The following is a 12,714-nucleotide window of genomic DNA, read 5'->3' as shown; positions in this document are numbered from 1 at the left end:
ATTGTATTTTTCTTTCTGAAATGTTGCAAATACAACAAAAATAACGTACATTTAACTTCAATGAATTTTGTTGTATTTGCAATAAAAACATACAAGGAGATAATTATGAAGGAAATTCTTCGTGAAATCGGAATGACGGCAAGGGCATTAGATTCGATAAGCAATATAGAGTTTAAAGAATATGACCTGACCAAAGGGCAGTATTTGTACCTTGTGCGAATATGTGAAAACCCGGGAATCATTCAAGAAAAGGTAGCTGAGATGGTAAAAGTTGACCGAACAACAGCAGCTCGTGCGATAAAAAAGCTTGAAATGAATGGCTTTATTGATAAGAAAGCAGATGATCATAACAAAAAGATAAAAAAACTCTTTCCAACCGAGAAAGGGGAAAATGTTTATCCTTTTATAAAAAGAGAGAATGAACATTCGAATAGTGTCGCATTACAAGGATTTTCGAAAGACGAAGCTGAAACCATTTTCGATCTTCTTCAAAGAGTAAGAAAGAATATAGAAAAAGACTGGGAATCTGTAAAGAAGGGAAACAAACGAACCTATTAATAATGTAGAGGAGCGACGTAATCAATGACTGTAAAAATAAAAAAGTGCACTCGTGAAGATCTACCACTACTTCAAGAAATAAGTATCGAAACCTTTAACGATACATTTAAAGATCAGAATTCACCTGAGAATATGAAAGCCTATTTGGAAAGAGCTTTTACCGTAAAACAATTAGAAACAGAACTATTAAATCTATCTTCGCAATTCTTCTTTGTTTATGTTAATAATGAAGTCGCTGGATATGTAAAGGTTAATACCGATCATGCTCAGTCAGAAGAAATGGGAGAGGAATCTCTTGAAATCGAAAGGATTTATATAAAGAGCAAATTTCAAAAATGTGGGCTTGGTACATATCTATTAAATAAAGCGATGGAAATGGCGAGGGAGGGTAATAAAAAGAAAGTTTGGCTAGGGGTATGGGAAAAGAATGAAAATGCTATTGCCTTTTATAAGAATATGGGATTTGTTCAAACGGGGGCTCACTCTTTTTATATGGGTGATGAGGAACAAGTGGATTTTATCATGACAAAAACAATCATTTAACTTTGTGAAAGGTGGATTAGCATGTATATTCCTTCTCATTTTAAGATCTCAGATGAATCAATGAATTACAATATAATGAAAGAAAATAGCTTTGCAACTCTTGTTTCACATCACAATGGAATGCCATTTGCCACTCATTTACCGTTACTATTGAACAAGGAACATACATATTTATATGGGCACTTTGCTCGTCCAAATCCTCAGTGGAAAAATAGTAACAATCAAATCGTTCTCGCTATTTTTCATGGTCCCCATTGTTATATCTCCCCGTCTTGGTATGAGACGAATAAAGCAGTGCCAACGTGGAATTACGTGACCGTCCATGTCTATGGAGAAGTCGAGCTTTTAGAGGACGAAAAAGAAGTTATGAATTCCTTACATGATATGGTAGGGAAATATGAAACTTCTGACAGTTCATATAAATTGCAGGATGTAGATTCTGAGTTTATCGCTGGTATGAACAAAGGGATTCAAGGTTTTAAGATCAAAATCAATAAGATAGAAGGAAAAGCTAAGTTAAGTCAAAACCATTCAGAACAGCGACAGCAGCTAGTTGTTAAGCAACTAGAACAAAGTTCAAATAACAGACGAGCAACAGATTTCTTCATTAATGAGGGCAAATTTGAATAAAAACTAATGTGTTTTAATCAAATACTCTGAAACGATACAAGTACTCGTCATGAATGATTTTTTAAAATTTGATTAAAGTAATTTCTATTTAAGCCGATATTATATTAGGATTTTCAACTATCAATATAATGGAGGCAAACATGAATTTTTTTAACAACTTAAGAACGAAACTGCTTATTTCTTTTGCTTTAATTCTCATCATCCCGTCATTTAGCATTGGCTTACTAGCCTACAACTCTGCTAAAAATGCAGTAGAATTTGAAATGATGGATGCTGCCAAACAAAATATAAATCTCTTAAACTCACTCATTGACAGTACTATTTATCCGAAAATAAATGATATGAATGTTTTTTCGGAGACGATTACTGCTTCTTTATATGAAGAAGATGCTAGTCCAGAGTTAAGAACTCAGTTTGCACAATACGCTACGCTTCACCCTGAAGCCACGAGTATTTTTGTAGGGACAGAGGAGGATGGATTATTTATTCAAGAACCTCGAGTGGCGATGGATCCCGATTATGACCCAAGAGTGAGAGCCTGGTATAGCGAGGCTATGCAACAAAAAGGGGAGATTATTATATCAGAACCATATATCGCAGCCGGTACTGATGATATGGTTATAACGGTCTCAAAAGCCATTCAAGATGGATCTGGTGTGGTTGCCGTTAGTGTGCATCTTAGCCACCTTCAAGAACTGACCAATTCAGTAGAAATTGGAGATGAAGGGTATGCGATCCTGCTTGATAAAAATCAAAAGTATATTTCTCATCCAACCATAGCAGGTGGAACAGAAGCAAGTGAAAGTTTTTATGAGCAAATGTATGTAGGAGATACAGGGCAGTTTTCCTATAACTTAGATGGACACCTTAAGCATTTGACCTATGTGACAAATGAGGTAACCGGTTGGAAAATAGGTGGGACGATGTTTGATGAAGAAATTGATATGGCTGCGTCCTCTATCTTCAACACAACGCTCATTGTGATCGGAATCGCCATTGTATTTGGAGGCATCGTGGTCTTCTTTATCATTCGTTCCATTATTAATCCAATCAAATCGTTAAAAGATACAGCGATAACAGTAAGTCAGGGGAATTTATCAGAAAAAATAATGGTACATTCAAATGATGAAATTGGACAGCTTGGGGCAGCTTTTAATGAAATGCAATCGAACCTTAGAACTCTGATTCAACAAGTGGATAGTAGCGCGGACCAAGTAGCAGCTTCTGCCGAAGAATTAACGGCAAGCGCAGAAGAAACGAGTACAGCGACTTCACAAGTGGCAAGTTCTATTCAATCTGTAGCAAGCAGTGCAGAAGCACAAACAACGGGGTTGGATAAAAACTCACAATCACTCGATGAATTATCAATTGGAGTGGCAAGAATCGCAGAAAGCTCGTCAAATGTAGCAGAATTGACTCAAAATACTACGATGCAGGCTGAAGATGGAAATAAAGCTCTCCAAAATACGATTACCCAAATGAATTCGATTCAAGAATCGGTTTCTGAATCGAATGTGATGATTCAATCACTGTCAGATCGGTCGAAAGAGATTTCTACTATATTAGATGTAATAACGGGCATTGCAGAGCAAACCAATTTGTTAGCTTTAAATGCTGCGATTGAAGCAGCAAGAGCAGGAGAACATGGAAAAGGATTTGCTGTAGTTGCGGCTGAAGTGAGAAAACTTGCTGAACAGTCCCAAGACTCGGCTAAACAAATCTTTGACTTAATCCAGGGAATCCAAAAAGATACAGAAACATCTGTTGAAAAAATGTCTCTAGTGACTAGTAACGTAAAAGATGGAATGACAATCTCACATGAAGCACTTGCTAAATTCTCTGAAATTCTTTCAAGTATGAGAGCAATCACTCCACAAGTACAAGAAGTTTCAGCAACAGCCGAACAGATGGCTGCAGGCGTACAAGAAGTGAATTCAACTGCTAATGAACTAGCAGTAATCGCTAAGAGCAATTCAGCTACTTCGGAGGAAGTTGCCGCTTCTACGGAAGAACAGCTTGCTTCAATGGAGGACATTGCTAGCTCTGCTAAATCCTTATCAGAAATGGCTGAAGAGTTGAAGTTGATTATCTCTAAATTTAGATATTAAACGTTTGAACTGGAGTTGCATTTGGCAGCTCCAGTTTATTTTTTCATGTGGAAGATTAGCCACTGGTTCCTAAAGGGTGCTGATTCATGAAAAAGGGGAGAGATGTATTTTATGAAAATCCCCTCCCCCTACCAAAAAAGTTCAAGTACAAGGGGCTGTTACAATTCTCATGGTGTCAATTTATTCACGTTACTTTAAATGGTTTAACTTCTTCAGATCTGGACATAGTAAAGAGATCCTTATTTTTGAAAGAGGTGGGCGTTTCTTGTTCTACAACTTGACCTTAAAGGTTAAAAAGAACATTTGGTTTATTCCGAGTGCCTATTGCTTGGTAGCTTCTCTCCTTGCGTTTGCTGTCATTTGGTTAGATACGATTCATGGGAAGAAGATAGAAGCAATGGTTCCCGCTACTTTATTAATAAGTGTTGAGTTAGCGCAAACGATTTTAGGTATACTTGCTGCTGCTTTATTAACGATGATTACGATTACGTTTTCTACCATTATGGTTGTGTTAACTACATATTCTACGCAGTTCTCACCCCGAACACTGTCTGACTTTGTTACGAATAAGGTGACTATGAGGGTTCTTGGGGTATATATGGGGGGCTTCATGTATTCTATTCTTTCTCTCCTCTTTATGAGAGAAGATTTGGAGCATGAAGTAATGGCTGGTACATTGGGGGTTCTTTTATCCATTGTATGTTTAGCCTTTTTTGCGTACTTTATCCACCATGTTGCTACGTCGATACAAGTGAATAAACTCATTTTTGGGGTTACACATCATACGTTACAGGCCTTTCGTGAACGTTTAAAGCCAAATGTTAAAAATGAAGTCATTGTTCTAGCTAATGATAAGCCTAAGATAGAGTTGGGTGCGTATAAAGTGGAACAAGTTAGAAGTAAATCCTTTGGTTATATTCAATTAATTCAAGTTGATGATTTATTTAAACTAGCTAAAAAACATAATTTTGTGATAGAAATTGTTCCAACGATGGGTTCGTTTCTTACGACGAATAAAGTGATGTTTAAAATCTATTATGAAAAAGATATGCCTACCATAAACATGCATAAGTTTATTGAGTTTGGAACTAATCGGACCATTTTACAAGATGTTGATTTCGGGATCCAAAAGATAGTGGAAGTAGTGGTTCGAGCTTTATCACCTGGGATGAATGATCCAAATACAGCTATTGATGGGATACTTCATTTAGGGAAGTTGCTTGCTACTGCTTGCAAACAAAATGGAAGCTATGTTTTATATTTAGATGATGGGGAAGTTAGAGTGTTTGCTCCTAAAAAAACAGTAGAGGAATTGCTTTATACTACCTTTTATCAAATATGTCATTACGGTCGTGATGATATATCGATTATACTTGCTACTTATGATGCGCTAATTATGGTGGCCGAGGAAAATGATGAATCTATAAAAAAGAAAATATGGTCATTTAGTAGGTATTTGTATAAAAGTTTCAATACAGATACTTGCCAAGAATTAGACTTACATTACTTACATGAGAAGATAGCAGCATTACGAGAGGTGACAGAAGGGGCAAAGAATTAGTATTAGATATATGGTTGTTCAAAAGAAAAGGCTAAAGCACTGAAAAAGGGCGTCATTTCCTTTTTCAGTGCCCTTAAAGCCATTGCGGTCTCTTTGATGATGCTACTATTACAGTTATCGAAGAGAAAAGAGGATGGGGAAAGAGATAATCTAAGATTCTCAAAGATAAAAAAGCTAGTTTAGTTGCGAAATTATCCGTTTTTAGATTATAAAGTAAGTTGAGGGTTAACCTTCACATCGTATAGGAGTTCTAAAAAAAGAAGGTTTCCTACTATGTTTAAAGGATGGACGTTACATGAATACGAAGGTACAAACATTTTGGAATGATTTCTGTACGACGCTTCAAAAGGATGGGATTCAATATAAAGATGCTTTTCAATTTGGAGTTTCTGCTGATTGGTTAGCCAATTTAGTTGTGGAAGGAAAGAAGACAGCGACTACCTCAGGATTTGTGTTTTATGAGCTAGAAAAAGAAGCGATCCCTAAAGTTGGTGAATATTATATTGTTTTAAATGGTCAGGAAGATCCTGTTGCAGTGATTCAAGTTCAAGATGTTGAAGTTGTTCCTATGAATAAGGTAACAGAGGAATTCGCTTTAGCAGAAGGTGAGGGGGATTATCGGTATTGGTGGGATGCACACGAAGAGTTTTTTACTGAATTATTAAAAGAATTAAATTTGGAGTTTTCACCAGACATGTTAGTGGTCTGTGAACGGTTTAGAAAGGTTTATTCTAGATAAAGCTGTTATCGAATAATAGAAAAACCGCCGTTCAGTTCCAGACTGACGGCGGTTTTTTCTTAAACTTAGTTACTAGCTAACTCAGCTTTTTTAAGCTTAAGATCAAAACGGTCTGCGTTCATGACTTTTACCCAAGCAGCAATAAAGTCATTTACAAACTTGCCTTTGTTATCGTCTTGAGCGTAAACTTCAGCAATCGCACGTAATACAGAGTTTGAGCCAAATACTAGATCTACTCTTGTAGCTGTGCGTACAACTTCACCTGTCTTGCGATCACGTCCTTCAAATACGTCTCCGTCAACAGACTTCCATTCTACTCCCATGTCTAGTAAATTAACAAAGAAGTCGTTCGAAAGGGTACCAACACGATCCGTGAATACGCCATGCTCAGTATTAGCAAAGTTTGTGCCTAGAACGCGCATACCACCAATAAGAACGGTCATTTCAGATGCAGTTAGGCCTAGTAGTTGAGCTTTATCTACGAGAAGCTCTTCTGAACTTACACTATATTTCTTCTTCTGATAGTTACGGAAACCATCAGCCACAGGCTCTAATACGTCAAAGCCTTCTACTTCTGTTTGCTCTTGTGTAGCATCGCCACGTCCAGGAGCAAATGGAACTGTTACATCAAAGCCTGCATCTTGTGCCGCTCTTTCTACTGCTGCACTACCACCTAGTACAATCAAATCAGCGATACTTACTTTTTTGTCAAGTTGGCTTTGGATCTCTTCATATACAGAAAGAACGTTTGAAAGTTGTTCAGGCTGATTTACTTCCCAATTTTTTTGTGGAGCAAGACGGATGCGTGCACCATTAGCACCACCACGGTTATCAGAACCACGGAACGTGCTAGCTGAAGCCCAAGCTGTTGTTACTAGCTCGCTAGATGTAAGTCCTGAGTTTAAGATTTTTTCTTTCAGCTCTGCTACTTCTGCATCTGTTAATTCATAATCAACAGTTGGAACAGGATCTTGCCAGATAAGATCTTCTTCTGGAACTTCTGGACCTAGATATCTAGCTTTAGGACCCATATCACGGTGAAGAAGTTTGAACCATGCACGTGCGAAAGCATCAGCAAACTCTTCTGGATTCTCATGGAAACGACGAGAAATTTTTTCGTAGATTGGATCATGACGCAATGCTAAATCAGAAGTAAACATCACTGTCGGAACTTTCTTAGATGGATCGGCAGCATCTGGTGCAAGATCTTTCTCATCAGGATCTACGGCCATCCACTGATATGCCCCTGCAGGACTCTTCGTTAACCACCACTCATATCCGAACAGTAGATCAAAGTATCCGTTATCCCACTGGGTTGGGTTCGCAGTCCAAGCACCTTCTAGACCACTTGTGATTGTGTCACCGCCCTTGCCACTACCATAAGAGCTTAGCCAACCTAAACCTTGTGCTTCAAGAGGTGCAGCTTCTGGTTCCGGTCCAACATGAGCATCAGCATCTCCTGCACCGTGTGCCTTACCAAACGTGTGTCCACCAGCAATGAGGGCAACAGTCTCCTCATCGTTCATTCCCATCCGTCCAAACGTTTCACGAATGTCACGAGCGCTTTTGATCGGATCTGGTTTGCCGTCTGGACCTTCTGGGTTTACATAGATTAGACCCATTTGAACAGCAGCGAGCGGATTTTCAAGCTCACGATCGCCTGTGTAACGGTCTTCAGCAAGCATTTCTTTTTCATTTCCCCAATAGATATCTTCTTCAGGTTGCCAAATATCAGCACGGCCACCTCCGAAACCAAACGTTTTAAGGCCCATTGATTCAAGTGCGACGTTTCCTGTTAAGAGCAATAAATCCGCCCAAGAAATTTTGTTCCCGTATTTTTGTTTAATTGGCCATAGAAGTCTACGTGCTTTATCAATATTCGCGTTGTCAGCCCAGCTATTCAGTGGAGCAAAACGTTGATTACCAGTTCCGCCGCCTCCACGTCCGTCACCAGTACGATATGTACCTGCAGCATGCCAAGACATACGAATAAACATTGGGCCATAATGACCATAATCCGCAGGCCACCAATCTTGACTGTCTGTCATTAAATCATGAAGGTCTTTCTTAAGAGCATCGTAATCAAGCTTTTGGAATTCTTCTGCATAATCAAATTCTTCACCCAAAGGGTTCGTTTTTTTGTCGTGCTGATGTAAGATATTTAAGTTTAACTGGTTTGGCCACCAATCTTTATTTGTTGTAACAGTAGAGCTGTTACTAGTAGCGCTCCCGTGCATGAATGGACATTTTCCTACGTTTTCAGTATTTTTAGTATCCATAGTTACATTCTCCTATCTAATTGGATTAAGTAATAAATAATTATGCGAACAGTTGAAAAACATGACAAACTAGATTGCGATAATTATTATTATGTAATGATTATAATAAACTATTAAATAAAAAGAAAGAAATATTACTTGGTATTTTTTTAGAAGACTTTCAAATTGCTTCATAGTGGGATTGGTAGGGTGGATACGACTTACTATTTTCTTGAACGAATTTTATGAAAGGGTTTTCCTATAGTCAATAAGAAGATTATTGATGAGAATATAGGAGGGAATTATTGGAAAGGACCGGACCCAGTTCCAAAAGGGGGAAAGATAACCATTGTTTTAGTGGGAAAATAAATAGAGCTGATGTACTAGCCCTATTTGTCAGGATGATAATCGTTCTTTAAAACTAAAAAAAGCATCTTTGATAGGGTGCTGAAAAGGTAACAACTTAACCTTATTCAGTACCCCTTTTAAAAGATGCTTTTTCTATCTATAAAGAGTTCATAATTGAAAAAACGAACCTAGCTAGCTTTACTTAGCCGATCTACCGAAGCCGAAATCGCTCCATCCCCGGTAACGTTACATGCTGTACCAAAGCTATCTTGTGCAAGGTATAAAGCAATCATAAGGGTGATCATCGTTTGGTCAAAGCCAAGCATCGTTTCTAGCAAACCGAGTGCAGCCATAACTGCTCCGCCAGGAACTCCAGGAGCCGCAACCATCGTAATACCAAGCATTAATATAAATGGTAGAACAGAACCGATCGTAGGAGTCTCTCCCATAAGAAACATGATCGCCATAGAGCAGCTAACGAGTGTAATGGTACTACCTGATAAATGAATGGTAGCAAGTAAAGGAACGGTAAAGTCTGCAATCCTTTCTCGAACACCAATTTTCTTTGTTTGTCTTAATGTTACTGGTATTGTCGAGGCAGACGATTGTGTACCTAGAGCCGTAAAGTAGGCAGGAAGCATTCCTTTTATCATGCCAAAAGGATTTTTCTTATTTAAAATTCCACTACCTGTATATTGCAACGACAACATAACTAAATGAAGAATAATAACTAAAATAAATACTTTTGCAAAAACAGACATAATCGTTTCTACTTGTCCTGCTTTTGACATATTCGCAAAAATGCCAAGGATATGGATTGGCAAGAGTGGAATAATGACAGCTGTAATCACCTTTTCTATAATGCCGCGGAATTCAACGAGAACATTCGTTAAGGCGTCTCCTTTTACAAATGTCACGCCTAATCCTAGCAAAAAGGCAAGAAGCAATGCCGACATAACACCCATGATCGCAGGCATGTCCACTGTGAAAAAGGAGGAAAGAAGACCTTCCTCAGGATTTTCAAACGATGCTAGAAATCCATCAACCTGTAAAATAGAAGGAAAGACAATGGAAGTAGCAAAAAAAGCTAAAAGTCCAGCTGTAACGGTAGAAAGGTAGGCAAACCCAGCGGTTATTCCTAGTAGTTTCCCCGCTCCCTTTCCTAATTGAGCAATCCCAGGTGCGATAAATCCAATAATAATAAGAGGAATGATAAAGCCTAAGAAATTCCCGAACAAGCCGTTAAAGGTTGCGAGTACTCGTACAGCCCAATCAGGAGCTACTTTTCCAATTAAAACTCCAATAATGATTGCCAAAATAATACGTGGCAAAAGTCCAAAACGTTTCATACTTATTCTCCTAATCTATAAAAAATTCGTAACATTATGAGATTATACAATAATTTTTTAGAATAGTTAATGTATTTTTTAAAATGAGGAAAAAAAATGAAAAATATGAATGTAAGAGGTAATTTTAAAACATGGAAAATAGAACGCTAAACGATCATTGATGCTGTATAATAATGGTAATAAGAGTTGTGATAGGGAGGAGTCGTATGAAAAACAAATTAGTAGGGATGGTAGTGATGATCGGGATCATTCTTATGCTGCATTCCACACCACATTTAGCAGTGAGAACCTATGTCTTTTTTACGGGACATCCCATCGCTGCTATGACAACCGGCATTATTGATGACGATTATCATAATAAAGTGGACAAAGAAAAATTTGCCGAACTAAACGCGAAAGCATACACACTAACGAGACCTCCTATTGAAAAAGCGACACAAGGAGAATTAAGAAATTATTTGGTTCGAAAGTATGCCTTTTTTTATCTTGTTGAATTTTATGGGGAAGGGTAACGAGCAAGAAAGAGGTAAGCAAAAGGAGAGAAAAAATGAATCATTATTTTATAGCTGTTACTTACGATGTTTGCGAGCACAATGATCTATATGAAAGTATGAACGAATATCCTTTAGATCTGTCAGCTGATTTAGATAAACAAATAAGGGACATCGCAAAAGGAGACTTTGCTCCATTAGTAAAGATTTACAAATCGAAGACAAGTGATTTAAAAGAGTTAGAATTGTTTAAAGAATATACGTTCAAGGAATATGAGTGTGGGTGTACATAATTCTACCTTCATTTATTCACCGGAGAAGAATTAAAAAATGGAACAAACTCTACCCATTGGAGTTGTTCCGCATATGGTAAATGAATATCACCTTGATTTTGCGTGCGTAATGATGGTTTGACGCAACCGCTTTATTTCGACTTTTTTCTACTATTTTCGGAATATATATTGCTTTTTTCTATTTTACTATGTTATATTATCCTGCGTGTCTTTCCAAAAAAGGAATAGTTTCGTTAGAATTTTTTGATAAAAGGCAAAATTTTATAAATTGGTTATTTATATGGTTTGATTGGTTGTTAACCGTATAGGCAAGATAGTAGGAGGAAGAAAAACGTGTCATCAAGAGTATCATTCACAAATTTTATTGCTGTAGGGTTTATGTTATTTGCTTTATTTTTCGGTGCTGGGAATTTGATTTTCCCTGCGATGCTAGGTCAAATGGCTGGAGAGAATTTTCTATCTGCTAATGTAGGATTTGTTGTAACAGGGGTAGGGTTGCCGATTTTGGCAATTTTGGCGATGGCCTTTTCAGGTAAAAGTGATTTACAATCACTTGCGAATCGTGTACACCCGGTGTACGGCATTGTTTTTACCGTTGCTCTTTATTTAGCGATTGGGCCGCTTTTTGCGATACCAAGAACAAATACAGTTTCATTTGAGATGGGGGTTAGACCCTTTCTAGGGGAAACGGAGAGTTTTTTCCCATTGTTTCTATTTACCATTATATTTTTTGGGATCTCGTTAGTCTTCTCATTGCAATCTAGCAAACTAGTTGATATTATCGGTAAAGTTTTAACGCCGCTTTTATTGATTTTCATTGGAATTCTTATCGTGGTATCATTCGTGAATCCAATTGGGCAAGTCCAAGCACCTGTAGAATCATTTACCGAAAATAGCTTCTTCAAAGGATTCCAAGAAGGTTATTTAACAATGGATGTATTAGCTGCATTTGTCTTTGGGATTGTTATTATTAACATCATGAAGGACAGAGGGATTACGACGAAGAAGGCACTGATGGTTTCTACTTTAAAAGTTGCTATTATTGCTGGGGGACTTCTTGCGATTATTTATTCGTCTCTTACATTTATGGGGGCAAGTAGTGTGGTTGAGCTTGGCCATCTTGACAATGGAGGCGCGATTTTAGCGAGTGTTTCAAATTATTATTTTGGGCCATTTGGTAAGGTCGTATTAGGGCTAATCGTAATTGCTGCTTGTTTAACGACAAGCATCGGGCTAATCACAGCATGCGCGTCTTATTTTAGTAAGATTGCACCTACGTTTTCTTATAAAAAATGGGCCATTGTTTTTACGATCTTTAGTGCAGTGATCTCGAACTTTGGTTTGTCGTCATTAATTACTTTTTCCGTTCCTGTATTATACATGCTTTATCCGTTGGCAATGTGCTTAATGGTTTTAACATTTTTGCATCCATTATTTAAAGGGAAGAAAAAAGTATATCAGATTAGTATTTTGTTTACGTTTATTGTTAGTTTGTTCGAAGGGTTAAATGCAGCCGGTCTCCAAATTGAGGCTGTTGATAATCTGTTTAGGGCGATCCTGCCATTATATACGGTTGGACTAGGATGGGTTGCCCCAGCAATCGTTGGTGGTGTAATTGGATATTTATTTGGTTTATTTAATAATGATGATGAGAAGAGCTCCCCGGTAACTGAAGAAAAAATAGCCGGATGATTGGAAAGCTATCTAATGCCTAAAAAGGTGTTAGGTGGCTTTTTTTGTGGAAACGAAAAGTAGATGATTCTGAAGGAAGTTTTTTTATAATCATATGTTTGAGACACTCTATAATCTGTATTGATTTACCAAACTTTAAATGGG

The 12,714-nt window shown here is 37.6% G+C and carries 10 protein-coding genes and 1 pseudogene; 9 read left to right on the top strand and 2 right to left on the bottom strand.

The window, feature by feature from the left end:
* Nucleotides 1–105: 105 nt before the first annotated feature.
* From N0O92_RS20500 to N0O92_RS20475, 6 genes and pseudogenes are all read left to right on the top strand, one after another.
* Nucleotides 106–558 carry a MarR family winged helix-turn-helix transcriptional regulator gene (locus N0O92_RS20500; protein WP_315616505.1) on the top strand — a complete coding sequence of 151 codons (453 nt, stop codon included), beginning with the start codon at nt 106–108 and terminating at the stop codon, nt 556–558.
* Nucleotides 559–582: 24 nt separating this feature from the next.
* On the top strand, nt 583–1,101 hold the full coding sequence (gene paiA / locus N0O92_RS20495) for a spermidine/spermine N(1)-acetyltransferase (RefSeq protein ID WP_315616504.1): 519 nt from the start codon (nt 583–585) through the stop codon (nt 1,099–1,101).
* Between the two features lie 21 nt (nt 1,102–1,122).
* Nucleotides 1,123–1,738, top strand: a pseudogene (locus N0O92_RS20490) (FMN-binding negative transcriptional regulator).
* A 133-nt stretch (nt 1,739–1,871) separates the two neighbouring features.
* A complete protein-coding gene (locus N0O92_RS20485) occupies nt 1,872–3,839 on the top strand; it encodes a methyl-accepting chemotaxis protein (RefSeq protein ID WP_315616502.1) in 1,968 nt (655 codons plus the stop codon).
* Nucleotides 3,840–4,104: 265 nt separating this feature from the next.
* On the top strand, nt 4,105–5,400 hold the full coding sequence (locus N0O92_RS20480) for a DUF2254 domain-containing protein (RefSeq protein ID WP_315616501.1): 1,296 nt from the start codon (nt 4,105–4,107) through the stop codon (nt 5,398–5,400).
* Between the two features lie 295 nt (nt 5,401–5,695).
* On the top strand, nt 5,696–6,139 hold the full coding sequence (locus tag N0O92_RS20475; RefSeq protein ID WP_315616500.1) for an ASCH domain-containing protein: 444 nt from the start codon (nt 5,696–5,698) through the stop codon (nt 6,137–6,139).
* A gap of 65 nt (nt 6,140–6,204) precedes the next feature.
* Here N0O92_RS20475 and katG read toward each other — a convergent pair whose 3' ends face one another.
* Complete coding sequence (gene katG / locus N0O92_RS20470; protein WP_315616499.1) at nt 6,205–8,418, bottom strand: catalase/peroxidase HPI; 2,214 nt, start codon at nt 8,416–8,418, stop codon at nt 6,205–6,207.
* Nucleotides 8,419–8,933: 515 nt separating this feature from the next.
* Nucleotides 8,934–10,094, bottom strand: coding sequence for a dicarboxylate/amino acid:cation symporter (locus N0O92_RS20465; protein WP_315616498.1), 1,161 nt, complete (start codon nt 10,092–10,094; stop codon nt 8,934–8,936).
* Nucleotides 10,095–10,300: 206 nt separating this feature from the next.
* On the opposite strand from N0O92_RS20465, the gene N0O92_RS20460 reads away from it, so the two are divergent.
* The 3 genes from N0O92_RS20460 (at nt 10,301) to brnQ (ending at nt 12,570) form a co-directional block, all read left to right on the top strand.
* Nucleotides 10,301–10,606: a hypothetical protein gene (locus N0O92_RS20460; RefSeq protein ID WP_315616497.1), complete on the top strand. Its 306-nt coding sequence runs from the start codon at nt 10,301–10,303 to the stop codon at nt 10,604–10,606.
* 35 nt (nt 10,607–10,641) lie between these two features.
* The gene (locus tag N0O92_RS20455; protein ID WP_315616496.1) at nt 10,642–10,878 is read left to right on the top strand and encodes a hypothetical protein; all 237 of its coding nucleotides are present in this window, start codon (nt 10,642–10,644) and stop codon (nt 10,876–10,878) included.
* Nucleotides 10,879–11,211: 333 nt separating this feature from the next.
* A complete protein-coding gene (gene brnQ / locus N0O92_RS20450; protein ID WP_315616495.1) occupies nt 11,212–12,570 on the top strand; it encodes a branched-chain amino acid transport system II carrier protein in 1,359 nt (452 codons plus the stop codon).
* Nucleotides 12,571–12,714 lie beyond the last annotated feature (144 nt).

It is taken from the genome of Alkalihalobacillus sp. MEB130, assembly GCF_032335535.1.
Lineage (GTDB): Bacteria > Bacillota > Bacilli > Bacillales > Bacillaceae_D > Halalkalibacter.
Note: the sequence above shows the minus strand (reverse complement) of the source record. Positions and strands in the feature narration are given on the sequence as shown.